Consider the following 23610-nt stretch of genomic DNA (forward strand, 5'->3'; position numbering starts at 1 on the left):
AGCTAGGCTCCGGACGCGGCCTTATCGGCACGCCAGTGCTCCTCCTTGGCCCGCGCACTCGCGACGGCGTCATCGATGACAAGCGGCGCAGCCGGGTCGATCTCGGTGTGGGATTCCACCGAGTAGAACCGAACCTCGTGACCGTCCGGGTCGTGCAGCATCGGCAGGATCCATCCGATCGTGGCGAAGTGCACCCCGGCATGGGCCTCGCCGAGGCTGCTTAGGTGGGTTGCCAGCGCCTCGATGCTGTCCCTGTCGGGTACTCCGATGGAGAAGTAGTCGAAGCCGGCTGAGGCCTTCGCCCGGTCCGGGTTGAGGTTCAGCGCGAGGTCAGGCCCGCCGTCGGGATGCGTCATCACCACGCCGGTGCGGCGACCGTGCTCGCGGAACTCGATGACGACTTGGTAGCCGAGCCGGGAGCCGTACCACTGGATTGACCGGTCCAGGTCTGAGACGGGCAGCTTGAGGTGGTGCACCCCGGCCAGTTGCGGAATCATGGGAAATCCTCCCTAATTACAGTTCAACTGCATCTATACAGTTAGACTGCATCTTATGAGCGAAGACGTCAAGGGATCTCCTCTCCGCACAGCGGACTTGAGAGCCAAACGAGTGGCCCGAACCGAGGCCCAGCTTATTGAGTCCGCGAGCGTGCTGTTCGTCGAGCAGGGCTACGTGGCCACCACACTTGCCCAGATCGCAGAGCACGCCGGAGTCGCCGCCCGTACCGTCTACGTTCGCTTCGGGACGAAGGCGGCCCTGTTCATCCGTGTCATCGACCAGGCTCTCGTGGGTGACGCTGAACCGGTCGATGTCGCTCACCGCCCCCGCTCGCGGGACGCGATGACCGCCGCCACCCTGGCCGAACGGATCGAGGCCCTCGCCGATGTTTCCGTCGGTATCGCAGAGCGTGCAGGGCCGCTGTTCGAGGTGGCCGCCCAGGCCGAGGGTCTTGAGCCGGAGCTCACCGAAGCCGCTCAGGCCGGGCGCCGCGCCACCACCGAGCTATGCCGGTCGTTCTGGGACCATGCCGCCGCGGATGGCCTCCTCGCGAAGGGTCTGCATCCGGAACGCCGCACCCTCGTCACCGACGTTCTCCTCTGTGCAGACACGGTCGTGCACATCCGGCGAACCCACGGCTGGTCTGCCGCCGCATACCGGTCACTCATCGTTAACACCCTGACGGCCCTCACCATATGAGCGCTCTCAAGGAAACCAGTACACCCAAGACGTGAGACGCCGGGCGGTTCCCCAAAGTCGGCGCTACACCCCGCCAAAGCCGCTCTGGAACTGCGCCGGAGCTGAGTCCTCCCAAACCTGCGATGGCCTATGCGCGCTGGGTGATGTTGACTCTCCAGCAGGATCTCTGAGCGAGGGCTCCTGCGACGTGGGCACAGCTTGGAACGAAGAGACGCACCGAAGGTGACTGAACGAAGGTCGCGAGGGGAAGTCACGGGGCGAGCTTGATGTCCTCGCCCCGGAGATTGGCGCGGAAGCCGTCGCCCTGCACGGCAACGTCCTGCAGTACGAGGCCCTTAGGCAAACCCTCGATGTCGTATTCAATGGTCACGAGCCTGCGCACGACGGCGGCAGTGGCGGCGGAGAGGAAGTCCGGCCCGCCAATATCGATCGAACGTGGTTCGACAACGAGCTTGCCGGCTTTGGCTTCAACCGTGCCGGTGGCGGTGACGCGCAGGTCCCGGCCCAGGACCGGGACGGTGCGAACCACTGTGGCCTGGCCTCCGTCGGCGGAACGGACCTCGCTGCCGTTACCGAGCTTGCGGGCGACGACCTCGAACGGCACGGTCGCGTCCACAGCGAGCCGTGCAGCGACCACTCCGTCCGGGCTCGTGACCACGTCCTGCCCGACGGCCCGAACGTCCCGAAGTGTCGAGCCGGCGGCCACTACCGTCCCAGCGTCCAGTACAAGGTCGCCGAGCCACACCTGGTCCTCGCGCAGGCCTGCGGGAGGCTGGCTAGCCGGCGCCCGGCCAGCTCCCACCGGCGGTGACGGCACAGGCCCTGCCTCGCCCCCATCTGCCGGGCCGCTCACCGCCAACCAGAAGATCGCAACCACCACCCCCAGAAGGAGGAGCATCCCCGCAGCCCCAATCAGCCAGTCCTTCACACGCGTCCTGTTCACTAGGACATTCTGATGGTTCGCCCTTGGGGCGCGAAACCGCCAACGCCACTTCACGTCCCAAAGTCCGCGACCGTCTCGAAGCACTGCCACCCCTAAGATGAGGCATGGACTTAGAGGACACGCTCTGGACAGTTCTAGGGGCCGGGCTGGTTCTGCTGATGCTGGTGGACGTCTTTCGTACCTTGCTTTATCCCCACGGTTCGGGCCCTCTGGGCAAGGCGATCATGCGGGGATTCTGGCTAGCGTCAAGAAAACTCCGGGGCCGGGGCTCCGCCATCGCAGCACCTCTCGCCATGGCCGCAGCCATAGGCGCCTGGGCCGCACTCGCGGCCATCGGCTGGGCCCTGCTGTACTTGCCCCACCTGACAACCGGGTTTGTCCATGGAGCCGGGGTGCCGCAGGGAGGCGACTTCGCAGAAGCGCTTTACCTTTCCTTGGTCACGCTTTCCACTGTGGGCTTCGGTGAAATCGCGCCGGTGCATCCGTTGCTCAGGCTGGTTGTGGCTCTCCAAGCCGTCACCGGTTTCGGCTTGCTGACGGCAACGGTCACCTGGATCCTGCAGATGTACCCTGCCCTCAACCGCCGTCGGGCCCTTGCCCACGAGCTGAACCTGTTCAGGGAGGCTGCAGGTCCTGTGGGTGTCCTTTCCCTCGACCCCGGTCATGCCGCCAGGCTGCTGGAGTCCATGGCCGGAAACGTCGCCCTCGTGGGGATTGATCTGCTGTCGTTCCATGAGACCTATTACTTTCGTGAAATCGATCAGCGCGGCTCCTTGCCCGACACGGTCGCCTACGCTCAGGAGCTGGCAGCCCAGGCCCAGCGCAGCGACAACCCTGAACTGCAGTTCGCCGGACGGATTCTTGCCGCGGCGCTCGACGGGCTCGCGGACGTCCTTCGCGGCAAGTTCGGCCATTCGGGAGAGACGTCTTCTGATGTCTTCGGCAGCTACGAGCTGCACCACCGGCACCTGCGGGGTGGGGAACCGGGCTCGCACTAGCATCTATCCGTTGCGCTATCACTCGTAGCCGTCATCGGGTCCCGATAGCAGCTACAACTGATAGAGCAACGCGGCGTTGCTGCGGCGGCGTGAAACTCGACGCCCGCCTTCCCTAGCGTCGAAGTAGGGTCTAGTTCGCGGCTCTTCCCGTCCGAAGGTGAAGTGTGCTTCACTAGTTGAATACGGAGGGGAGTATCCCCCATCCAGTCCGTCGTCAATACGGGAGTCCCAGTACTCTCCGGCGGGCAGGGCCGCTCATCGCGGCCGGGAGAGACCTCCAGTTGGTGAGTCACTGACTGGAAGCAGGTCCCTATGAACGCTCCCCTCGTCCACAGTGTCGCAACGATCGACACATCCGCGTATCCCCGTCCGGCACGACGGCGCCGCGCGCTGATCATTGTCCTTGCCGGCATTGACGGCGCAGGAAAGTCGACGGCGGGGAGACTGTTGGCCCGGCAGCTCGACGCGGCCGGGCGTCCTGCGATCTACACGATGAATCCCTGCGGACGCAGCAGGATGATCGCCTGGAGCGACCGCCTGGGCCTCAAGGTCCCGAGCAGCTTGCAGGACGTAGCAGAAACGACCATCCGCTGCGTCAACGTGCTGGTCTCCCAGCTGCGCGCCGCGTATTTCCCCGGCATCGTCATCATGGACCGCTACCTCTACTGCCAACTCGCCCTCAAACGGGTCAAGGGCCTGAGCCCGGGACAGCTACTGCCGTGGTTGCTGCGGTTACTCCCCCGCCCGGACGTCGTGTTCTACTTCGATGTGCCGGCTCATCTTGCCCTCACCAGAATCTTCAAGCGGGCTACCGATACCGAAGACCTCGAGACTCTCGAGGACTTCGACAAGGGCTACCGGGAGCTTGACGACTTTCCCTCCTTTGTCAGGATCGACGCCGGGCAGTCCCCGGAGCAGATTGTTGAGGACCTTTGGCGGGAGCTAGTCGCGACGGGCCGGGTGCCTCGGAGCTGAGGGCAACTGCTGTGCGACCGGCGCCGTTCGTGGCAAAGTGTCCGGCATGGCAGCTTTCGACCAGTCCGACGACCTCCAGGGCGCGACCTTCACCGACGTGAACCTGCGCGGCGCGCGGTTCGTCCGGTCGGACCTGTCCGGTGCAGTGATGCGCGCGGTGGACGCCGCCGGGGCGGACATCGATGCGCCGTGGCTGGTGGATAGCGGGAGCCGCCTGCGCGTCAACGGCGTCGACGTGGTCCCTTTCGTGGAGGCGGAACTCAACCGCCGCTTCCCCGGCCGCGGAGACAGACTCGCCAAGGATCCGGACGGGCTGCGCGCCGCCTGGGCCGTGCTGGAGCAGACCTGGCAGGCCACGGTGCAGCGGGTCGCCGCGATGCCGGCCGGCACGGTCGATGTCTCGGTGGACGGCGAGTGGTCCTTCGCCCAGACGCTGCGCCACCTGGTGATGGCCACGGACACCTGGCTGGGACGGGGCATTATGGAGCTCGAGCAGCCGTATCACCCGATTGGGCAGCCCAACGCGGAGTACGAGACGGACGGCTACGATCTGTCGGTCTTCGCCACGCAAACGCCGTCGTACGCGGAAGTTCTTGAAGTCCGGGCAGCCCGGCAAACCATGGTCCGCGACTACCTCGCCGTCGTCACCCAGGCGGAGTTATCCGCAGCCCGCTGGAATCCGTGGGCCCCGGACATGCCGGTGAGCGTCCTGTCGTGTCTGCACACCATCCTCAACGAGGAGTGGGAGCACCTCCGTTACGCTGTCCGTGACCTGGACGCCGTCCAGACGCAGAGCTAGGGTGAGCCGGCGCAACGCAGGACCTGTGACCCAGGGAGGAACCATCACGAGGCGAAGGATTCTGATTGCCGCGGCGGCCGCGCTCATTGTTGTTCTGGCCGGCCTCTTTGTCGCCACTTCACGCAACGACGGCGGGGCCTCCCCGCCGTCGTCGGCCCCTGCAGCGGACGGCACAGCGAGCGCCAGCGCCGGCGCGCGCAGCGGCCCGCTCGACCTGCAGGCGCACCGCGGGGGTCGCGGTGAATGGACCGAGGAATCCCTGGCCGCATTCGCGAATTCACTGAAGCTGGGCGTAACCACCTTAGAACTGGACACGCACCTGACAACTGACGGCAAAATCGTCGTCTGGCACGACGACACCATCCAGGCCGACAAGTGCCAGGACACCACGCCGGTCACACCGGGCGACGCCGCCTTCCCGTACGTCAGCGACCGGGTCGCCGGCCTGTCGCTGGCGCAGGTTAAGACGCTGGACTGCGGCTACGCCCAGCTCCGGGGCTTCCCGGAGCAGGACGTCATCAAGGGCAACCGCATCGCTGAGCTCAAGGACCTGTTCCAGCTGGTGCGCGACGCCGGAGCCGAGAAGGTGCGCTTCAACATCGAGACCAAAGTCGAGGACGGGAAGGCCGGCGGCGACGGCATGGTGGCCCTGACCAAGGCCGTCGTCACCGAGATCCAGGCCTCCGGCATGGCCGGGCGCAGCACCCTGCAGTCGTTCGACTGGTCCGCACTGAACCTGGCCAAACGGCTCGCCCCGGACCTGCCGCTCGTGGCCCTGTCTGTCGGCGACGCCTGGCTGGAGGTCGGCCGGGACGGCGCCAGTCCCAACCTCCGCGGCATCGACATCGATAGCTACGGCGGTTCGCTGGCAGCCGCGGCCGCCGCCCAGGGCTATGGCGCCATCTCCCCCGAATTCAGCTCCGTCACGCCCGGCATGGTTACCGACGCCCACAAGCTGGGACTGCAGGTCATCCCGTGGACCGTCAACAGCACCGACGACATGAAGCGGCTGATGGACCTCGGCGTGGACGGCATCATCACCGACTACCCCAGCCGGCTGCGCACGGTGATGCAAGAACGCGGACTGGAGCTCCCGACGGCTTACCCGCCCAAGGTTTAGGCCCGCTGCGTTCTCAGCGGCTCCAGTCCATCAGGCTCTGGGCCGTCCTGAGCAGGTCATCGTCCCGGTGAAGGTTGCCAACCAGCTGGACACCAACCGGCAGTCCGTTAGGTCCCTCCAGAAGGGGAAGCGAGATGGCAGGACAGTGGAGCAGCGTCCACGAACGGCCGAACAGGGGGTCTCCTGTGGCCTGCAGTCCCATCGGCGCTTCACCGATCACGGCCGGGACCACGACGGCGTCGATTGCCCCGAAGACCTCGGGCAGCATGGCCCTGCACTTGTCGGCCAGTTCCAGGGCGGCGGAGTAGTCCGACGCCGAGATGGCTGCGCCGCGTTTCAGGACCTCCATCAGGCTGCTGCTCACCAGTTCCGGATTCTTCTCGCAGCGGCTCATCAGCGCCTTGCTGACTTCGAAGTCCATGATGAGGGACTGGGCGGCGGTCAGGCCGTCGTATTCGGCCGGAAGGCTGGTTTCCACGACCTGGGTGTTGCTGTCCATCAGCTGGAGCTTCAAGGCTTCCAGGCCTGCGCGGGTCTCCGGGTCCGCCCTGTCCCATTCAACGGGTCGGGCGAATCCGAGCCTCACGGGTTTCGTCCCGCCCGGACTCACCGTCGCGCCTGCGCCGGCACCGGCCTGTGCATCGCTGCGGGAGGAACCGGCCCGGACCACGTCAAAGACCACCGAAATGTCGGCAACGCTGCGGCTGAGCAGCCCCACGGTGTCCAGGGTTTCGCTGATCGGGAACACTCCGGTCCGGTCAATCGCACCAAAGGTGGGCTTGAACCCGACGATGCCGCAGAACGACGCCGGCCGGATAACGGAACCAGCCGTCTGGGTCCCGAGCGCAACCGGAAGCATCCCCGCGGCAACGGCCGCCGCCGAGCCACTCGAGGAGCCACCGGGAGTGCGCTGCAGGTCGCGCGGGTTTCGTGTCGGGCCGGGGCTGAAGCAGGCGAACTCCGTCGTCACGGTCTTGCCGACGGGCAGCGCTCCCGCGTCCCGCAGCTTCCGCACCACGGCTGCGTCGCCCGCGGGACGATGACCGGCAAACAGCCTCGAGCCGTATTCGGTGGGCTGGTCTGCGGTGTCGATGAGGTCCTTGACGCCGACCGGCAGCCCGAGCAGGGGCTTTGCCCTATCCCCCGGTGGGATGCGGTCGAGTTCCCTTGCCTCCGCGAGCACGGCCTCCGGGTCCAGGTGCACGAACGCCTTGATGTCCGGCTCCCGGGCCTGGATCGTGTCCAGGCATTCGCGGGCCGTCTCGGAAACGGTCCTTCGCCCGGAGGCGATTGCTGCCAGGATCGCCTTGCCCGGGGCTTCGGCCGCCCCGGCCGCGGGCTGGGCCGGCTTAGACATATGGAACAATCAGCATGGCGATGCCGAAGACCACGAAGCCGACCAGGAAGGCGGCCACGGTGTAGCCCATGACCTTGCGGACGTTGAGCTTCGCGATGGCCAGCACCGGCAGCAGCCAGAAGGGCTGGATCATGTTGGCCACGGCTTCACCCGCCGCGACCGACATGGAAATCTTGCCCAGGTAGGTGGGCGAGTTCTGACCCAGCTGAAGGGCAGTTTCGACGGCGATCGGTCCTTGAACGGCCCAGTGGCCGCCGCCGGACGGGATAAAGAGCGAGATGATGATGGAGCCGAGGAAGTTCAGGAAGGGAAGGGTCGCCACCGATGCCCCGGCAACGATGGCGGAGGAGATGACCACCTGAAGCGGGTGGGTGTTCTGGTTCGGAGCATACGCCAGCAGACCCACGATGCCGCCGTACAGCGGGTACTGCAGCAGAAGCGGGCCGCAGGTCTTGGCCGCCTCGGTAAAGGCGCGGATGAAACGGATCGGAGTGCCGTGCAGCGCGGCGGCCAGAATAGTGAACAGCATGACCATGGAGGAAATGTTGAGCGCGAAGCCGCTGATCACAAAATATGCTGCACCGGCAAGGAACAGCGCCACGTTCAGGATCCAGAGACCCTCAAGGCGGTCCGCGAAGGTCCGCGGCCTGTCCTCGCGGGGAGCTTCGGCAGGTTCGGCCGCGAGCAGCGCGTCGCGGTCGACGTCGTCGGTCTCGTGCGGGGCCATCTTCCAGATGAGCAGGGCCAGGGCTGCGATGGCGACGAGCACCGTCACCCAGCTGTAGGGCTGGAGGATGGTCAGGTCCAGCGGAACCACCTGGTGCGTCAGCGTGTAGATGACGTTCAACTTGCTCGTAGTGTCCGTGTTGGCCAGGGCGATCGAGCTGGAAAGACCGTTCGTCCACAGCATGTAGCCCATGTAGCCGGCGGCGATCATGTAGCCGAAGTTGGCGTTGGACAGCCGGGCAAAGATACGCCGGCCCAGCAGCGCACCGACCACCAGGCCAAGGCCCCAGTTCAGCAGGTTGGCGACGGCGGCGGCGCCGAAGCAGAGCAGGGCTCCCTCAACCTGGTTCCGCGGCTTGGAAGCAAGCCAGTTCAGGCCCTTCTTCACCACCGGCGCCTCCGCCAGCGTGTAGCCGCTGACCAGGATCAGCACCATCTGGAGCGCGAAGGTGAAGATGTTGTTGGTTCCCCAGACACCCTGGTACCAGCTCTGGATGATGCCGGCGCCGGACGCGTTGGGGACCCACAGCAGGATCATGACCACGACGACGAGGGTCAGGATGACGGCGAAGAGGTACGGGTCCGGCATGAACCGCTCCACGTACCGCACACAGAGGTCCGTGAACCGCTGAATAAGGTTCCTTCGACGAATTTCGGGGGTCTTTGCTCCGGCGTCGGCCTGCGGCACAGATGATGACATGGCTATTCCTTAGTTAAGGCTGGGATTTACGGCTGGGATATACGGCTGGAGCAGGACGCAGCAGCGGGCAAAGTGTCCTTGGCGTGGAAACTGAAAAGTGCGGACGCTAACCATCGGAGGCCTTGAGGCTTCCTTCCAGCGCCGCCGCCGCGTCGAGGAGTTGGTGTTCGTGCCCGGGTTTGCCCACGAGTTGGACGGATCGCGGCAGTTCCGCGCCTGTGCCCGGAACGGGGACGCTGACGGCCGGAAAGCCCAGCACGCTCCAGGGTGAGGTCATCGACAGCAGGGCAGCCCGTGGGCTTGTCCAGCCTGCCTGGCCGTCGAGCTCGCGCTGTCCGATGGCCGGGGCTTCGATGGGTACCGTCGGCATGATCACGATGTCCACGGACGCGAGCCTCTGCAGTACGGCTGACCGAAGGCGGTTCCGTGTTTGAAGCGCTTGCACGTACTCCCAGCCGCGCACCTCCGCAGCGGCCCTGAGCCGGTCCAGGACTTCCGCGTCAAACAACTCCGGCGCCTGTTGAACCCTTTCCGCGTGGATCGCATAGGCTTCCGCGGACTGGATGATCCCGTACGGGTCGAGGCATTCGTCGATTTCAGGCACGCCGACGGTGGGGACGCCGGCGCCTGAGCCGCTCAGAGCGCGGATTGCGTACTGCGCGGCCTCCTGCACGACGTCGGAGGTCTTCCGGGTCAGCTCGCAGGCCAGCTCGCCGAACCTGAGCGCGAGCCCGCGGGAACGGTCCGGAGTGGGATACGCGCTCCACGGCGGAGTGACGGTACCGGCGTAGTCGGGTTTCGCGCAGAGAGCCCACCAGGCGGCGGCGGCATCAGCGACGGTGGCGGCCAAAGGACCGACGATGTCCATGGCGGGTGACAAGGGGAAGACCCCTGTCGAACTCAACGCCCCTTGGGTAGGCCTCAGGCCGACAATCCCGCACAACGCTGCCGGTACCCGCACCGAGCCTCCGGTGTCGGTTCCCAGGGCGATGGGCACGATGCCCGCCGCCACGGCAGCCCCCGATCCCCCGCTTGATCCTCCGGTCATCCGTTGCAGGTCGTGGGGATTGCGGGCCGGGCCGGTGGCAGCGCGGTCGCTGGTCGGACCGTAGGCGAACTCGTGCGTCTGGGTCTTGCCGATAATCACCGCGCCGCAGTTGCGCAGCGACGTGACCACCTCCGCGTCCGCCGTCGGAATGTGGTCGCTGAAGTGGCGGGAGCCCATGGTGGTGCGCAGCCCCGAGGTGGCGATCATGTCCTTGACGCCTACGGGAATGCCATGGAGCGGGCCGCGGTCAAGACCGGACTCCAGTTCCCGGTCCGCCTGCTGGGCGGCCCGTTTGGCGCCTTCATCGTCAATGGTGACGAAGCAGTTGAGCGCGGGATTGAGCTGGTGTGCCGCGCTGAGGGCCTGTTCTGTGAGTTTCTGGGCGGTGATTTCGCGGCGCCGTAGCCGGGCGGCGACCTCGACGACGGAAGTGGCACCGAAGGGGCCTGCCGCAACTAACGACTGCATTGTGCTCATGCGCTTATCCCGGTCGGCTGACGCTTCGTACGGACGCCGGGCTTGACGAATACCATGGCCAGCATGCCGATTCCGGTTGCCACCGCGGTGGCGATGAACATCGAGTTGTAACCGTGGAGCGCGACCAGGAAACCGGTGAGAGTGGGCGCGACGATGGTGGCGATGTTGGTAATGAAGTGGCTGATGCCGCCGAAGGTGCCGGCGCGGGAGGGGGCGGTGTCGATGATGACGATCCAGTAGACGGCATTGGGCAGCGAGTTCAACGCGTTGCCGATTGCCATGATCAACAGAACCGCCCAGACGCTGTGGACCATCGGGATCAGGCAGAAGCACAGCGTGGTCAGCAGCAGCGACACAGCAGCGAATCCACTGCGTGCGCTCCAGAGGCTTCCGGTGCGCCGGCGCAGCCAGTCGGAGATCTTTCCGCCAAAGAGCACGGTGAAGCAGGAACCGATCCAGGGAATCATGCCCAGGTACCAAAGCGAACCGAGATTGAAGCCGAACTGGTCCTGCAGGTACTTCGGCGTCCACGTCAGGATCATGAAGTTCACGTACTGGAAGGCGAAGTATCCGAGGGCGTTGCACACCAGGGTGCGGCTCTTGAAGAAGTACCACCACGGCACTTTCTCTTCTTCCGTGGCAAGGCTGCGTTCCTCGGCGAGCATGCCGTCGGTGCTGCGGATAAGGGCTACTTCCTCCGGTGAGACGCGGGGATTGTCCTCCGGCAGGTCCGTGAAGGCCCCGCCGCCAGAAAACGAGCCAGACCAGGCCCAGCAGGCCGAGGATGATGAACATCCAGCGCCAGCTGCCCGTGACGGTCAGCAGCAGGACGGCGATGGGCGCGGCCAGAAGCGCACCCAGCGGAGTCCCCAGCAGGCCCAGTGACGCGGCGAAGCCACGTTCGCGCACCGTGGCCCAGTTCGCCATGGTGCGGTTGATGGTTGAAAACGTGGGGCCCTCCGCGACGCCGAAGAGCACCCGGAAGACCGCGAAGCCCGCGATGGCCGATCCTCCGAACAGCGCAATGCCGATGTTTCCGGCGAAGGCCATTCCGATTTCAAAGACGGACCAGAGCAAGACGGCCCAGATCCAGACCCAGCGCGGACCCTTCCGGTCGGCGAGTGCTCCACCGACCAGGGCTCCTGCCATGTACCCGTATCCGAAGTACCCAAGAACCTGTCCCCACTCGATCTTGTCCAGACCGAATTCGGTGATCATGGGATTGGCGGAGTAGGAAATCGCCCCGCGGTCAACGTAGTTGATGACGGTGATGATGACGACCAGGGCAAAGATTGTGTGCCGGTAGTTCGGCCGGATGGACTTAGCGGCGGCCACCTGTCGGGCAGATACGGCGGCAGTGTTTTGGGGACCCATACGGGCGTGCCTTTCTCCTTTGCGGCGCGAGGGCGATGCCTGGCACCTCGGCTCCATTCCCGCAAGGACTGTGTGGGACGCAGCGAGTGCTGCCGTCGAAAGGACAGAACCGGGACTGTGACGTGGATTACGGAAAGACGGTAACACCTGCTCCCGGGGTTGCGCAATCGTTTGTGCACTATGAAGACAAACGATTGTGCTGCTCGGGTACGCTGGACTTGTTCCCAATCGAACGATTTCAGGAGGCGGGACCTTGGTTGATGCCCACGGCCGCCCGATCACGCTGCGCATGATCGCAGCGGAGACGGGGGTGCACGCGTCCACGGTTTCCCGCGTCCTGAATGCCACGGACGGTGACGTTGCGCGGTGGGCTTCACCGGAAACTGTCGAGCGGATCAGGGACCTTGCGCGCAGCCGTGGCTATCGCCGGAACGTCTATGCTTCGAATCTCCGGACCGCCAAGTCCAACCTGGTGGGCGTGATCGTTCCGCGCCTTCAGGACTTCGTGCTGGCCACGATCTATGAGGGGATTGAAGAAGCAGCAATCCAGCTGGGATATTCGACCTTTGTCACCAACTCCCTGGACATCGACGAAAACCGGCAGGCCCGGACGGCCATGATGCTTGAGCGCCGCGTCGGAGGCCTGATCTTCGGTGACGCCCACCTGGAAGACCCGTTCCTTGCTGAACTGGAAGAACGTGCGGTTCCGCTTGTTCTCGTCAGCCGCCGCACTGCAGGACACACCTCCGTCACCTGCGATGACTATCAGGGCGGGCGGCTGGTTGCCGAGCACCTGATTGCCACCGGACGGCGGAACGTCGCCGTCCTCGCCGGCCTGCCTTTCGCCTCCACTGCCGCCGACCGGGTCCGAGGACTGGTGGACGGCTTCCGCGAGGCAGGCCTGGAGGTCCCCGAAAGCCGCATCGTCTACGGACCCTTCGACGCCGCGGGAGGCAGGAAAGCAACCGAGGAAATTCTGGCCTCGGGGTACCGTCCTGACTCAATCTTCGCTACAAACGACTTCGCCGCCATCGGCGCGCTGGGAACATTGCGGGATAACGCCTTGACGGTTCCCGACGACGTCGCGGTCGTAGGTTTCAACGACACTCCCCTGGCTGCCGAGATGACCATCCCGCTCACTACCGTGCGATCACCCATGCACGATATGGGCCACCGATCCTTTGAACTGCTGGTGCAGCGGATGCAGGGCGAAAGGCCCCAAAGCGAGCAACTGACGCCTCAGCTGATCGTCCGCGCTTCGAGCCGGCCCTCCCCGCATTCGTAGCAACGTCCCGCTGCCCGAGCATCCGGAAGGCCATCGGTCGTGCACTTCCGTCAGCGTCCCCGCGATGCCAGAGTGGAACGATGCATAAGGAAAGCGTGAACGAAGAGCACAGCGGTCTGGCCCTGAATCTGGAGTACACGCTCGAGGCCGGTCCGGAGGAAGTCTTCCGAATGCTGACCGATGCGGCCGAACTGGAGAAGTGGTGGGGTCCGCACGGCTTCACCATCCCCGCCGTCGAACTGAACCTCACCGAAGGCGGCCGGTACCGGTTCCGGATGGCGCCGCCGGAGGGCGAACCGTTCCACCTCTCCGGCGAGTTCCTGGAGATCGACCCGCCCTGGCGCCTGGTGTACACGTTTCGCTGGGAGGAGCCCGCACCCGATGACCGGGACACCGTCGTCGACCTCTCGCTCCTGGGCGCCGACGACGGCACGCGGGTGGTGCTCTCGCAGGGGCCCTTCCTGACGGAGGAACGGCTCGCGCTGCACCGCAGCGGCTGGACCGAGTCACTTGAGAAACTGCAGGCGGTCCTGCGGGACAAGGCAGAATAGAGGCATGACCCTCACAACCTTCGCCCTCATCCGCCACGGCCAGACGGACTGGAATGCGGAGCGCAGGCTTCAGGGATCCACCGACATTCCGTTGAACGACGTCGGCCGGGCGCAGGCGCGGGACGCCGTCGCCGCCCTGTCCGGCTCCGGCTGGGACGCCGTCGTGTCCTCGCCGTTGAGCCGGGCCGCGGAAACGGCCGACCTGATCGCCGCCGGGCTGGGACTCAGCGTGGCCCGACGCGTGCCGGAGCTGACAGAGCGCTCCTACGGCCCGGCGGAAGGCATGCAGGACGGGCCCGAGCTCGATAAGCTGCGGATCCCCGGCGGATTCCGCGGGGCCGAGAGCGAAGCCGACGCCGCGAACCGCGGGCTGGCGGTGCTGGAAGAACTGGCGGAGGAGTACCGCGGTTGCCGCGTCCTGGTGGTGACGCACGGGTCGCTGCTCCGGGTGAGCCTCAGCCGGGCAGCCGGCCGCCCGCTACCGAGCATCGACAACGCCGTGCTGAACCTGGCCCACCACCACGCCGTCGACGGCTGGCAGCTCGAGTACCTCAATGGGGAACGGCTGAGCACCGCCGACGCGCTCTGACGACAAACGCCGCCCTCAGGCCGCCCTCAGAGTGACGTCGGGGCCGATAATCAGGGTATGGCCGGCCTCGCGCTCTCCCTGGCAGCTCTTGCCGCCCTCGTCTCGCTGGGCGCCATTGCAGTCGCCGTAATTCTTGTTGCGGCGCTCCACCGAGGCCGTGCGCCGGGCCACCATGCAGCTGACCTGCATCGCAGGCATCGCCGGGCTCCCGGCGGTCACCCTCCCGCTGGCCACCGCCGCGGGACTACCCTGTGGCGTGAGTATGGTAGGTCCGGTACACCGCGACGCCGATCTCCTCTGGCTGGCATGCCAGCTCAGCACGCCATCCACTGCCGGGATCCAGCAACGAAAGATGACCCATGCTTAAACGATTAAAGTCCGCCGAACCGGCCCGGTTGCACCTGATCTTGATGCTGGTGCTGACGTTCTCCACCGGGGTGATCGACGCTGTGGGCTACCTCGGCCTGGACCGGGTCTTCACCGGCAACATGACCGGTAACGTGGTGATCCTTGGCATGGCCCTGATCGGCGCGGACAACCTGCCCGTGGTGGGCCCGTCCATTGCGTTGGCCTGCTTCATGCTCGGCGCCGTGATCGCCGGCCGCGCCCTGCGGCCCGAAGCCGCGGGCTGGAGCCGGCGGACCACGGCCCTACTCACCGCCGTCGGTGCCACCATGGCCGCCGTCGCCGTCGTCCTGTTCCTCCACGCCCCGCACGCCGGCGACCCCGTCACCCTGGCGATCACCGGAGCCCTCGCCGTCGCGATGGGAATCCAGGCGGCCACCGCCCGGCACCTGGCCGTCAAGGATGTCACCACGGTGGTGGTGACCTCGACGCTGACCGGCCTGGCCGCGGATTCCCGGCTCGGCGGCGGATCCGGCGCGCACGGCGGACGCCGGCTGGGCGCCGTGGTGCTGATCCTGTGCGGCGCCACCGTGGGCGCCGCGCTGCTGCATATGCATCCGGGGCTTGGGGTGTTGCTGACCGCGCTGCTCACGCTCGGGGTAGCGGTGGCGGGCGGGATCGCCCGGAAGCAGGCCCGGGGCGAAGAGGTCGAAGAGGCCGCCGCCGCAGGGCCTGCGACGGCGGCGGCCTCCGGCCGCTAAATCCGGGCTACCGCCCGGGGGCCCGGTAGGACGGTGTCTTCTTGGCCGCTTCGTCGAGGTCTTCCACGGTCATCAGCGGCCTCAACCGCACGTCCACGTTGCCGGTGGAGTTGATCATCAGGGAGAGGGCCGCGGCGGCGGCGGTGCCCGGAACATCGAAGACGCCGAGGACGTCGGTGTCCCCGAAGGCGTAATAGAAGCACTCAAGCGATCCACCGACGGACTCGAGGGCGTCCACCAGGGCGTCACGCCGCTTGGTGCCCCCTTCGCGCATCAGTCCCTTGATTCCGTCGCCCACGTAATTCGCTTCAAACAGATACTTGCTCATGGTGTTTCCCGTCCCGTGATGTCCAGGACACGGGCACCCATCCCAGCGAAGGAGGGTCCTGGAGCGGTCCCCGGAGTGGGGCCGTCGCGCACAGCGTAGGCTTTTGGCCGCGCCCTGACAACGGTCGCTGGAAACTCGCCGAGAAGCCCTACACGCGGCGCCCAGCTTTACACGCGGTGGGCCATCCGGTCCGGCAGCAGCGGCGCGAAGAACGCGCCGAGCTCCGCCGTCGCCGTCAGCGGCAGGACGGTGGCCACGTACTGGTCCGGGCGGACCACCACCACGACGCCGCTGCGGTCCAGGCCGCGCTGCTCGAAGATGTCCGCGTTCGGGTCAGCGGCATAGACATTATCCAGGTAGTTCAGCTGGAACGGCCCCACCTGCGGCTTGAACACTGCCGGCACCGCGGTGATGTCGACGCCGGTGTGCTCCTGCTGGTAGATGACCTTCAGCTCAAACCAGGCGTCTCGGTCCAGGCCTTCCGGGGTACCGGCCAGCGGTGACTCCGGCGCCTCCGCCAGCCAGGCCGCCAGGTCGGTGGTCGGCGACGGTTCCCCGGCGACGGCCGGGTCCGCGAAGACGTAGATCCGCCAGCGGCCGTCGGCCTTGGCTTGATGGCCGAGGTGGACGGGGTTGGTGTCGCAGACCCGGTGCACCGGCGCGGACTTGAAGCGCTTGCCGATCGGGAAACCGGCGGCCAGCTCCTGGTGCTCCGCCTCGCCGATCAGCATGGACGGCGCGTACTGGGTCATGAACCCGGCGGGGAACTCGGCAGTACTGACGTAGAAGTCCTCAAGCTGGGAGGGGCTGTCGAACTCCTCGGGCTTCTTGGCCATCAGGGTCGACCATTCCTTGTCGAAGTCGATGAGGTTCTTCGCGACGACCTGGCGTTCCTCCGAGTAGGTCGTCAGCAGGCTCTCCGGGCTGCGGCCTTCCAGCACGTGTCCGAGCTTCCAGCCGATGTTGAAGCCGTCCTGCATGGAGACGTTCATGCCCTGGCCGGCCTTGGCGCTGTGCGTGTGGCAGGCGTCGCCGGTGATGAACACGCGCGGGGTGCGGGTGCCACGCTCCGCCGGCACGACGTCGTCGAACCTGTCTGTGAGCCGGTGGCCGACCTCGTAGACGCTGTGCCAGGCGACGTTGCGCACGTCGAGCGTGTAGGGGTGGATGATGGCGTTGGCCTTGGCGATGATCTGTTCGATGCTGGTGTTGCGCACCGCGCCGGCGTCGTTCTCCGGGACCACGCCCAGGTCCACGTACATCCGGAAGAGATGGCCGCCCTCGCGGGGAATCAGCAGGATGCTGCCGCCACCGCCCGAGGTGATCGCGCACTTGGTCCGGATGTCCGGGAAGTCCGTGTTGGCGAGCACGTCCATGACGCCCCAGGCGTGGTTGGCCTTGTCGCCGGCCATGGTGCAGCCGATCGCGTCCCGCACCTTGCTGCGGGCGCCGTCGGCTCCGATCACGTACTTGGCGCGGACCACGCGCTCGACGCCGGCGTCGGGCCCGGAGGAGTGCGCGAGGGTCACGCTGACGGGGTACTCCCCCTCGCCGACCTCCAGCCCGTGAAATTCGTAGCCGTAGTCCGGCTTCATCCGCGTGGGTGAGTTCGCCATGAACTCCGCGAAGTAGTCCAGGACACGGGCCTGGTTGACGATGAGGTGCGGGAACTCGCTGATGCCGGACGGATCATCCAAGGTGCGGGCGGCCCGGTGGATGCGGGACGGATCGGCGGGGTCCGGCTTCCAGAAGGCCATCTCGGTGATCCGGTAGGCCTCGGCGATGATGCGCTCGGCAAAGCCGAACGCCTGGAAGGTTTCCACGCTGCGGGCCTGGATGCCGTCCGCCTGGCCGATGACCAGCCGACCGGGCCGCCGTTCCACGATCCGGGTGGTGATGCCCGGGAACTGGGAAAGTTGCGCGGCGGCGACCATGCCGGCGGGCCCGGTCCCCACGATGAGCACGTCAACCTCGTCGGGAAGCTCTTCAGGCCGGTTCAGGCCGACGCCGGCGGCTGGCTGGACCCGGGGGTCTCCGGATACATAACCGTAGTGGTGGAAGTGCACGGGAATTCCTTACGTCTTTGTAGGGCTGGCTACCGCGGCGGCGCGGGAGTTGTTCGATAATAGAACACATAGTTCTAATATCGAACTGCTGCTACGACTGACTATAGGCGCCGCCGCCGAGTCGCCGCAAGTATTTTTGTGAGGCGGAGCACAGCGCGGCCGGTCATCCGGGCGCGAGACCGGCGGCAGCAAGGGCGCGAGAGGCCCGGCGGCGGCGCACGGCGCCTGGACAGGGCGTCTAGCCGATCAGGCGGTGCGCTGTTCCCGCCAGGCCAAGGACACAACGAGCACCACCGCGCCCAGGCCCAGCATGACGAAAACCATCAGCCCCCAGTTCGCCTGGGTGACGCCGCTGCCGTAGAAGATGCCGATCAGCACGGTGGCCGTGATGGCGCCCAGGTACCGGCAGGTCTGGTAGATCCCGGCGGCGACGCCGCGTTCCTCCAGCCGGGTAGACACGTACATGCCCTGGCTGGAGGCGATGCTGACCACGCAGTACGGCAGGCCCAGCAGGGCGGTCAGCGCCAGGACCAGCGGAACGGCCAGCGACGCGGTCAGCAGCCACATCGCCGCCGATCCGACGATCAGCAGCACGACGCCGGCGATCAGCACCCGCCGCACCCGGAACCGGTCGATGGCGCGGACTGCGAACGGCGTGATGACCACTGACATCGCGGCGAGCGGCAGCATCAGCAAGCCGACGATGCCGGGGTCATAGCCGCCGGCGGTCTGCAGCAGTTGCGGGAGGCCAAAGAACGCGAAGTAGTAGACGCCGCTGAACAGTGCGAAGCCCAGATAGACCAGCAGCAGCGGCCGGTTCCGACCCAGCAGCCGCAGGTCAAGGAACGGCCGGTTGAAGCGCAGCTCCCGCAGCGCGAACAGGACGGCCAGCAGCAGGCCGGCGCCCAGCAGCCACCACCGGTAGCCGGGCAGAACGTTGAGCAGCGCCATCATCACCAGGACGAGGGAACCGATGAAGGCCCCGATGCCGGGCAGGTCCGAATCCCGCAGCAGTTCCAGCACCGGTCCGCGCTCCGGCTCCGTGTCCGCCGGGGCAAACCGGCGGACCATCAGGATCGCCGCCAGCGAGAGCGGAATGTTGATCAGGAACAGCGCCTGCCATCCCACCAGGCTCACCAGCAGCCCGCCGACCACTGGGCCGACGGCTGCCGCCGACGTGTTGGCCATCTGGATCTGCCCCAGCGGCCGGGTGGATTGCGCCTTCGCCTGCCGCGCGAGTTCCGCGACCATGACGACGGCGCTCGGGTACGCCGTCGCAGTCCCCAGCGCCATGAAGGCCCTGGCTACGCAGAGCAGGGCGAAGTTCGGCGCAAAAGGAGCCAGCGCACAGGTCGCGGCGACCAGGACCATGCCGAGCAGGAACAGCCGGCGCGGGCCAAAGCGGTCCGCAAGCCGTCCCATCAGCGGCTGGCCGGCCGCGGAGGTGAGGTAGAAGGAGGTGATCACCCAGGTCACCGTGGCGACGTCGAGCTGAAAGTCCGCCTGCAGCACCACCAGCGCGACGGCGATCATCGAAGAGTTCAGCGGGTTCAGCGCAGTACCAAGGCTGAGCCCGGCGACGGCCCAACTGGCCCGGGACATGTTGCTCACAGCAACAGTCTGTCGCACAGCACGGGCTGACTCCGAATCGGGCCGCCCAGCGGACGACGCAGAGGACTTCGGCTTAGAGGACGTCGACTTAGAGGACCTTGGACAGAAACGCCTTGGTCCGCTCATGCTGCGGATTGCCGAGCACCTGCCGCGGCGGCCCGGCCTCCACCACCACGCCCTCGTCCATGAACACCAAGGTGTCCGCCACTTCCCGGGCGAAGCCCATCTCGTGCGTGACGACGATCATGGTCATGCCGCTCCTGGCCAGTTCTTTCATCACGTCCAGAACCTCGCCCACCAACTCCGGGTCCAGGGCGCTGGTCGGCTCGTCGAAGAGCATGAGCTTCGGATCCATGGCCAGGGCCCGGGCAATCGCCACCCGCTGCTGCTGGCCGCCGGAAAGGTGCGCAGGAAAAGCGTCGCCCTTATCCTCCAGCCCTACCCGGGCCAGCAGCTCCAGGGCCCGGGCCGTGGCCGCGGCTTTGGAGACCTTCTTGACCCGCATGGGGGCCAGGATGATGTTCTCCACCGCGGTCAGGTGCGGAAACAGGTTGAACCGCTGGAAGACCATCCCGATCTCCTGGCGCTGGAACGCGGCCTCACTGAGCTTGAGTTCGTAGAGCTTTCCGCCGCGCTGGCGGTAGCCGACCAGCTGCCCGTCCACCGAGAGCCGGCCGCCGTCAACGCGTTCCAGGTGGTTGATGCAGCGCAGGAAGGTCGACTTGCCGGAGCCGCTGGGCCCCACGATGCAGAGCACCTCCCCGCGGTCCACTTCCAGGCTGATCCCGCGGAGCACCTTGTTGGTGCCGAAATTCTTGGACACCTTTTCCGCCAGAACCATGGGCGCGCCGGTCATCCTTTTCCTCCAAAGTCGGTACCGAGCGGGGCGGGCGGCGCCTCGGGTGCGGCACCCGCGGCCGGTGCCACAGCGCCCGGACCGGGCGCCAAGGTCCCCTTGTCTGAACGTGCCCGGCCGGTTCCCCGGGAGAAGCGCTTCTCAATGAAGTGCTGGCCAACCATCAGCAGTGACGTGAAAAGCAGGTACCAGAGGGAAGCGACGATCAGCAACGGCACGGGGGTGAACGTTACGGCCGAAATGCCCCGCGAGACGCCGTAGAGGTCGATGCTCAGCGGAATCGCGGCGACCAGTGAGGTGGTCTTGAGCATGGAGATCACCTCATTGCCGGTCGGCGGAATGATGATCTTCATCGCCTGCGGGACCACGACGAACCGCATCGTTTGCCCCCAGGACATCGCCAGCGCCGTCGACGCCTCCGCCTGGCCTTCGTCCACGGACAGCAGCCCGGCCCGGACGATTTCGGACATGTAGGCGGCCTCGTTCAGGGCCAGCCCGATGACGGCGGTGATGAACAGGTTCGTGAAGATCTCGTTCGGGATCGTGACCCAAGGCGTCATGAACGGAATCCCCAGGGTGAACACCGGATAGATCAGCGACACGATGCCCCAGAACACCAGCTGCACGTACACCGGGGTGCCGCGGAAGATCCAGATGTACAGCCAGGCGATGCTCTTGAGCACCGGGTTTGGCGAGAGCCGCATGATCGCCAGCAGCAAGCCGATGACGATTGCGCCCATCATCGCGTAAATGGTCAGCCAGAGCGTCACCCAGGCGGCCTGGCTGATCCGGCGGTCGAAGATGTACTTTCCCACATCGGCCCAGCCGTAGTCCGGGCGCTGGGCCGCGTCCAGGATGAACACCGCCAGCCCGATCACCAGGAGCACGGCGATGACGTTCCGCCACGGGTGCCGCAGCGGAATGGCGACGATGGCGTCCGCCGCTGAATCATCGGCCGGCGCTCCTGAGCCGGGAGCGTGGCCGCTGGCCGGGGCCCTGCTCGCGCCGCCCCTGCCGGATCCCGTGCCGGCGTTCAGCTTTTCGGCAGGGTCAGGATCAATCATCCTGCCCGGTTCCCGCTCGTCCATGGTTTGTCACCCTTTGGCAGCCACGTTGAGCTCGGCCGTCTTGACGCCGCCGGCTTCCACTCCCCATTTGGACAGGATCTTGGTGTAGGTGCCGTCATCGATCAGCGACTGGAGTGCCTTCTGCAGCACCGGAGTGAACTCACTGCCCTTGGCCACCGGGATGCCGTACGGCGCCACTTCGAAGGCGTCGCCGGCGGTCTGCAGCTTGTCCTTGGTCTTGGAGATCGCATACAGCGTCACGGGCGAATCCGCGCTCATCGCGTCGACCTGCCCGACCGTTAGCGCGTTCGTGGCCTGGTCCTGGGCGTCGTACCGGAAGATGGTGATGGCCGGCTTCCCCGCGTCGGTGCAGGCCTTCGACTTTGCCGGCACCTCGTGGGTGTCCTCATAGGTGGTCGCCTGCACAGCGACCTTGAGCCCGCAGGCGTTTTTCGGATCCACCGTCTTGCCCTTTGGCGAAGCCCACTGGATGCCGGCGGAATAGTAGTTCACGAAATCCACCTGCTTTTCGCGCTCCACAGTGTCGGTGAAGGACGACATCCCCATATCGTCTTTGCCAGCACGGACGGCAGGCAGAATGTTGTCGAAGGTGCCAATATCGAAGTTGACCTTCAAGCCCATCACTTTGCCGAGCGCATTTGTCAGGTCCACGGACCAGCCGGCCGGTGCACCGTTATCGTCCTTGAACTCATTGGGCGGGTAGTTGTTGGCCATGCCGACATTCAGGACGCCGGCGGTTTTGATTTTCTCCGGCAGCGACGCGGCAATCGAGTCGTTCTTCTTGACGTCGACGGCGGCGGCGCTCGCGGTCGAGCCGCTGGCACCGCCGGTGGCGGCGGGTTCGCTGTTGTTGACGCAGCCCGAGAGGGAGAGTGCCGTAGCGACAGTGACAATGGGAACAAGGTAGCGAGTACGCATGATTTCCTTAGCTGTTCGAGGATTCTTAGCCCCGCGCAACGCCGCGTGGGTGCTCTGGGGACCTGCTTGACCGGAATGAATCACTTCGTGCCGCCTGACGCTGAAGTTTCAACAATTTCGCCGGAATGTCGAAGGTCCCGGAGAATCTCATTTCCCCTGGCTTTCAACTCCGGAATGCTGGAAACGCCTACCAACGTCATGGTACGCCGGAGTTCGTCCGCGAGGATGTCGATAACGCGTCCCACTCCGGGCGAGCCCGCAGCGACCAAGCCGTACAGGTAGGCCCGGCCGATGGAACATGCGTCGGCGCCCAGGGCGAGGGCTTTGAGGATGTCACTCCCCCGCCGGATCCCGGAGTCGACGTAGATCTCGAGCGCATCCCCCACCCGCTGCCGGGACTCCTGTAGGACATCCATCGGGCTCAGCATGTGGTCAAGCTGCCGTCCGCCGTGATTGCTCAGCTGCACGGCATCCAGGCCGATCCGGGCTGCCTTGGCGACGTCGTCCGGGTTCACGCAGCCCTTCAGCACGATCTTGCCGTCCCACTCCTGCCGCAGGGTCTCGAGTTCCCTCCAGCCGCTGGTGGCATCCGAGTGGCCGAGGATCTGCTGCCACATGGACGGCGTGACCAGGGAGGTGGCGGCTGCGCTGCGGGGGTCAAGGTTTGGAAAGGTAATCCCCTCCGCCTTCAGGAAGTTGATCCACCAGGCGGGCCGCCGGGCGATGTCCGCGATGGTGGAAAGCGTCAGGGCGGGCGGCGCGGTGAAGCCGTTGCGCAGGTCCCGCTCCCGGGATCCCAGCGCCCGGGTATCGACGCCGACAATCAGCGTGGTGAAACCTGCGGCTTTACAGCGTGCCAGCTTGGCATGCCTGGCCTGGGCATCGGAGCCAAGACCGAAGTTGAACCAGCGGTCAAGGCCGGGCTGCCGTTCAGCGATCGCTTCCATCGACACCGTACTCAGCCCGGCCAGCCCGTAGGGAATACCCGCCCGGGCAGCGGCCGCGGCGACGGCTAGTTCGCCCTCGGGATGGAACAGCCGGGTCGCGCCGGTGGGGGTCAAGGTGAGCGGCAGGGAGCTAGCCTTTCCCAGCAGCGTCGTGGCCAGGTCCGGACCGGCCACCGGTCCCCACGTGGGCATCAGGGCCCACGCATCAAAGACTGCCCGGTTGCGCTGGAGCGTCACTTCATCCTCGGAGCCGCCGTCCAGGTAGTCGAAGATACCGGCCGGCAGCGCCTTCTGCGCCGCCTTCCGGTACTCCTCCACGTTGAACGCGTCGGCCAGCACCCGACGTTTGCGCGACAGCACCGGTGCCTTGACCTGGATGAGCTGCCTGGCCTCGCTGAGTTTCAAAAGGAACCTCCGCTTGCGTACGTGCACTATCGTTCAGCGTATGAAGCGCAAGGCGGCGGGACTATGGACATTGCGACAAATCGAGCGCCCAGGACCTAGCGGGAACTACCAAACTGTCGGGGAGCCGTAATGTCGGCGCTCCCTAC

23 protein-coding genes and 1 pseudogene are annotated in these 23610 nt (G+C 66.2%); 9 read left to right on the forward strand and 15 right to left on the reverse strand.

Annotated elements, in window-relative coordinates; genetic code table 11:
• Window positions 1-2: 2 nt before the first annotated feature.
• On the reverse strand, window positions 3-497 hold the full coding sequence (locus tag QFZ61_RS16720; RefSeq protein ID WP_307037891.1) for a VOC family protein: 495 nt from the start codon (window positions 495-497) through the stop codon (window positions 3-5).
• A gap of 112 nt (window positions 498-609) precedes the next feature.
• On the opposite strand from QFZ61_RS16720, the gene QFZ61_RS16725 reads away from it, so the two are divergent.
• Window positions 610-1197: a TetR/AcrR family transcriptional regulator gene (locus QFZ61_RS16725; RefSeq protein ID WP_307037892.1), complete on the forward strand. Its 588-nt coding sequence runs from the start codon at window positions 610-612 to the stop codon at window positions 1195-1197.
• 250 nt (window positions 1198-1447) lie between these two features.
• Here the strand turns inward: QFZ61_RS16725 and QFZ61_RS16730 are convergent, their stop codons facing one another.
• Entirely contained in the window at window positions 1448-2140 is a 693-nt protein-coding gene (locus tag QFZ61_RS16730; RefSeq protein ID WP_307037893.1) for an LmeA family phospholipid-binding protein, read from the reverse strand.
• Window positions 2141-2244: 104 nt separating this feature from the next.
• On the opposite strand from QFZ61_RS16730, the gene QFZ61_RS16735 reads away from it, so the two are divergent.
• The 4 genes from QFZ61_RS16735 to QFZ61_RS16750 all read left to right on the forward strand — a co-directional run bounded on the left by QFZ61_RS16735 (window position 2245) and on the right by QFZ61_RS16750 (window position 6032).
• Window positions 2245-3138, forward strand: a complete 894-nt coding sequence (locus QFZ61_RS16735; protein ID WP_307037894.1) for a potassium channel family protein — start codon at window positions 2245-2247, stop codon at window positions 3136-3138.
• Window positions 3139-3450: 312 nt separating this feature from the next.
• On the forward strand, window positions 3451-4113 hold the full coding sequence (locus QFZ61_RS16740) for a thymidylate kinase (RefSeq protein WP_307037895.1): 663 nt from the start codon (window positions 3451-3453) through the stop codon (window positions 4111-4113).
• A gap of 46 nt (window positions 4114-4159) precedes the next feature.
• Window positions 4160-4912 carry a DinB family protein gene (locus QFZ61_RS16745; RefSeq protein WP_307037896.1) on the forward strand — a complete coding sequence of 251 codons (753 nt, stop codon included), beginning with the start codon at window positions 4160-4162 and terminating at the stop codon, window positions 4910-4912.
• Between the two features lie 25 nt (window positions 4913-4937).
• Entirely contained in the window at window positions 4938-6032 is a 1095-nt protein-coding gene (locus QFZ61_RS16750) for a glycerophosphodiester phosphodiesterase family protein (RefSeq protein ID WP_307037897.1), read from the forward strand.
• Between the two features lie 13 nt (window positions 6033-6045).
• Here QFZ61_RS16750 and QFZ61_RS16755 read toward each other — a convergent pair whose 3' ends face one another.
• The 5 genes and pseudogenes from QFZ61_RS16755 to QFZ61_RS16985 all read right to left on the reverse strand — a co-directional run.
• Window positions 6046-7389, reverse strand: coding sequence for an amidase (locus QFZ61_RS16755; protein ID WP_307037898.1), 1344 nt, complete (start codon window positions 7387-7389; stop codon window positions 6046-6048).
• On the reverse strand, window positions 7382-8815 hold the full coding sequence (locus QFZ61_RS16760; RefSeq protein ID WP_307037899.1) for a TIGR00366 family protein: 1434 nt from the start codon (window positions 8813-8815) through the stop codon (window positions 7382-7384). The genes QFZ61_RS16755 and QFZ61_RS16760 overlap by 8 nt, the downstream gene beginning before the upstream one ends.
• Before the next feature lie 106 nt (window positions 8816-8921).
• The gene (locus QFZ61_RS16765; RefSeq protein WP_307037900.1) at window positions 8922-10340 is read right to left on the reverse strand and encodes an amidase; all 1419 of its coding nucleotides are present in this window, start codon (window positions 10338-10340) and stop codon (window positions 8922-8924) included.
• The gene (locus tag QFZ61_RS16770) at window positions 10337-11068 is read right to left on the reverse strand and encodes an MFS transporter (protein ID WP_307038287.1); all 732 of its coding nucleotides are present in this window, start codon (window positions 11066-11068) and stop codon (window positions 10337-10339) included. The genes QFZ61_RS16765 and QFZ61_RS16770 overlap by 4 nt, the downstream gene beginning before the upstream one ends.
• Window positions 11052-12005 (reverse strand): annotated as a pseudogene (locus QFZ61_RS16985) (MFS transporter); the annotation flags it as partial. The pseudogene QFZ61_RS16985 and the gene QFZ61_RS16770, both read right to left, overlap by 17 nt.
• Between QFZ61_RS16985 and QFZ61_RS16775 the strand changes: the two are divergent.
• The 3 genes from QFZ61_RS16775 to QFZ61_RS16785 all read left to right on the forward strand — a co-directional run bounded on the left by QFZ61_RS16775 (window position 11968) and on the right by QFZ61_RS16785 (window position 14139).
• The gene (locus QFZ61_RS16775; RefSeq protein WP_307037901.1) at window positions 11968-12999 is read left to right on the forward strand and encodes a LacI family DNA-binding transcriptional regulator; all 1032 of its coding nucleotides are present in this window, start codon (window positions 11968-11970) and stop codon (window positions 12997-12999) included. The pseudogene QFZ61_RS16985 and the gene QFZ61_RS16775 sit on opposite strands and share 38 nt — an antisense overlap.
• Window positions 13000-13079: 80 nt before the next feature.
• The gene (locus tag QFZ61_RS16780) at window positions 13080-13550 is read left to right on the forward strand and encodes an SRPBCC domain-containing protein (protein ID WP_307037902.1); all 471 of its coding nucleotides are present in this window, start codon (window positions 13080-13082) and stop codon (window positions 13548-13550) included.
• A gap of 4 nt (window positions 13551-13554) precedes the next feature.
• Window positions 13555-14139 carry a histidine phosphatase family protein gene (locus QFZ61_RS16785; protein ID WP_307037903.1) on the forward strand — a complete coding sequence of 195 codons (585 nt, stop codon included), beginning with the start codon at window positions 13555-13557 and terminating at the stop codon, window positions 14137-14139.
• Between the two features lie 15 nt (window positions 14140-14154).
• Here the strand turns inward: QFZ61_RS16785 and QFZ61_RS16790 are convergent, their stop codons facing one another.
• Window positions 14155-14373, reverse strand: a complete 219-nt coding sequence (locus tag QFZ61_RS16790; RefSeq protein ID WP_307037904.1) for a hypothetical protein — start codon at window positions 14371-14373, stop codon at window positions 14155-14157.
• 125 nt (window positions 14374-14498) lie between these two features.
• On the opposite strand from QFZ61_RS16790, the gene QFZ61_RS16795 reads away from it, so the two are divergent.
• On the forward strand, window positions 14499-15245 hold the full coding sequence (locus tag QFZ61_RS16795) for a YoaK family protein (protein ID WP_307037905.1): 747 nt from the start codon (window positions 14499-14501) through the stop codon (window positions 15243-15245).
• Window positions 15246-15252: 7 nt separating this feature from the next.
• On the opposite strand, the gene QFZ61_RS16800 is transcribed toward QFZ61_RS16795, so the two are convergent.
• The 7 genes from QFZ61_RS16800 to QFZ61_RS16830 form a co-directional block, all read right to left on the reverse strand.
• Entirely contained in the window at window positions 15253-15573 is a 321-nt protein-coding gene (locus tag QFZ61_RS16800; protein ID WP_307037906.1) for a GYD domain-containing protein, read from the reverse strand.
• A gap of 167 nt (window positions 15574-15740) precedes the next feature.
• On the reverse strand, window positions 15741-17639 hold the full coding sequence (locus QFZ61_RS16805) for an FAD-binding monooxygenase (protein ID WP_307037907.1): 1899 nt from the start codon (window positions 17637-17639) through the stop codon (window positions 15741-15743).
• 246 nt (window positions 17640-17885) lie between these two features.
• Window positions 17886-19241, reverse strand: coding sequence for an MFS transporter (locus tag QFZ61_RS16810; RefSeq protein WP_307038289.1), 1356 nt, complete (start codon window positions 19239-19241; stop codon window positions 17886-17888).
• A 97-nt stretch (window positions 19242-19338) separates the two neighbouring features.
• A complete protein-coding gene (locus QFZ61_RS16815) occupies window positions 19339-20106 on the reverse strand; it encodes an amino acid ABC transporter ATP-binding protein (RefSeq protein WP_307037908.1) in 768 nt (255 codons plus the stop codon).
• Window positions 20103-21194, reverse strand: coding sequence for an amino acid ABC transporter permease (locus QFZ61_RS16820; RefSeq protein ID WP_307037909.1), 1092 nt, complete (start codon window positions 21192-21194; stop codon window positions 20103-20105). Before QFZ61_RS16820 ends, QFZ61_RS16815 begins: the two co-directional genes overlap by 4 nt.
• A gap of 6 nt (window positions 21195-21200) precedes the next feature.
• The gene (locus tag QFZ61_RS16825; RefSeq protein ID WP_307037910.1) at window positions 21201-22112 is read right to left on the reverse strand and encodes an ABC transporter substrate-binding protein; all 912 of its coding nucleotides are present in this window, start codon (window positions 22110-22112) and stop codon (window positions 21201-21203) included.
• Between the two features lie 80 nt (window positions 22113-22192).
• On the reverse strand, window positions 22193-23464 hold the full coding sequence (locus QFZ61_RS16830) for an alpha-hydroxy acid oxidase (protein WP_307037911.1): 1272 nt from the start codon (window positions 23462-23464) through the stop codon (window positions 22193-22195).
• Window positions 23465-23610: the final 146 nt, after the last annotated feature.

It is taken from the genome of Arthrobacter sp. B3I4 (genome assembly GCF_030816855.1).
Lineage (GTDB): Bacteria > Actinomycetota > Actinomycetes > Actinomycetales > Micrococcaceae > Arthrobacter.

Coding starts and splice junctions, on each gene's coding strand:
- QFZ61_RS16795 (WP_307037905.1), top strand. CDS start 14,499: ATGCTTAAACGATTAAAGTCCGCCGAACCGGCCCGGTTGCACCTGATC.
- QFZ61_RS16785 (WP_307037903.1), top strand. CDS start 13,555: ATGACCCTCACAACCTTCGCCCTCATCCGCCACGGCCAGACGGACTGG.
- QFZ61_RS16815 (WP_307037908.1), bottom strand. CDS start 20,106: ATGACCGGCGCGCCCATGGTTCTGGCGGAAAAGGTGTCCAAGAATTTC.
- QFZ61_RS16820 (WP_307037909.1), bottom strand. CDS start 21,194: ATGGACGAGCGGGAACCGGGCAGGATGATTGATCCTGACCCTGCCGAA.
- QFZ61_RS16745 (WP_307037896.1), top strand. CDS start 4,160: ATGGCAGCTTTCGACCAGTCCGACGACCTCCAGGGCGCGACCTTCACC.
- QFZ61_RS16760 (WP_307037899.1), bottom strand. CDS start 8,815: ATGTCATCATCTGTGCCGCAGGCCGACGCCGGAGCAAAGACCCCCGAA.
- QFZ61_RS16780 (WP_307037902.1), top strand. CDS start 13,080: ATGCATAAGGAAAGCGTGAACGAAGAGCACAGCGGTCTGGCCCTGAAT.
- QFZ61_RS16825 (WP_307037910.1), bottom strand. CDS start 22,112: ATGCGTACTCGCTACCTTGTTCCCATTGTCACTGTCGCTACGGCACTC.
- QFZ61_RS16740 (WP_307037895.1), top strand. CDS start 3,451: ATGAACGCTCCCCTCGTCCACAGTGTCGCAACGATCGACACATCCGCG.
- QFZ61_RS16755 (WP_307037898.1), bottom strand. CDS start 7,389: ATGTCTAAGCCGGCCCAGCCCGCGGCCGGGGCGGCCGAAGCCCCGGGC.
- QFZ61_RS16735 (WP_307037894.1), top strand. CDS start 2,245: ATGGACTTAGAGGACACGCTCTGGACAGTTCTAGGGGCCGGGCTGGTT.
- QFZ61_RS16720 (WP_307037891.1), bottom strand. CDS start 497: ATGATTCCGCAACTGGCCGGGGTGCACCACCTCAAGCTGCCCGTCTCA.
- QFZ61_RS16765 (WP_307037900.1), bottom strand. CDS start 10,340: ATGAGCACAATGCAGTCGTTAGTTGCGGCAGGCCCCTTCGGTGCCACT.
- QFZ61_RS16800 (WP_307037906.1), bottom strand. CDS start 15,573: ATGAGCAAGTATCTGTTTGAAGCGAATTACGTGGGCGACGGAATCAAG.
- QFZ61_RS16810 (WP_307038289.1), bottom strand. CDS start 19,241: ATGTCCCGGGCCAGTTGGGCCGTCGCCGGGCTCAGCCTTGGTACTGCG.